1 protein-coding gene is annotated in these 254 nt (G+C 27.6%); it reads right to left on the bottom strand.

Annotated features, from left to right (window positions below; genetic code table 11):
• The coding region (locus KGF50_RS22140; RefSeq protein ID WP_227850022.1) for a cell wall-binding repeat-containing protein at positions 1–254 on the bottom strand (254 nt) is incomplete at both ends.

Raw genomic sequence — 254 nt, forward strand, 5'->3', positions numbered from 1 at the left:
AGTAAATTTCCTACTAGTATTACAGGAGATTTAGTTTTTCCAGCTAAAACCCCAACAGATAAACCATCTATTAAATCGTCTTGTTTATTGATTCCATTTTTAGCGACATATAGATTGCTTATATTAGAATCCTTATAAAACTCTTTTATTACTTTTGCATTTGTTTCATTTCTAGTACTACCTGATATTCTTTGTGGATTTTTTAGTTTGCTTTCTATATTTTTAGAAACTGTGTATTCTCCACCAATTATATA

Source organism: Clostridioides sp. ZZV15-6598 (assembly GCF_020657705.1).
GTDB lineage: Bacteria > Bacillota > Clostridia > Peptostreptococcales > Peptostreptococcaceae > Clostridioides > Clostridioides difficile_F.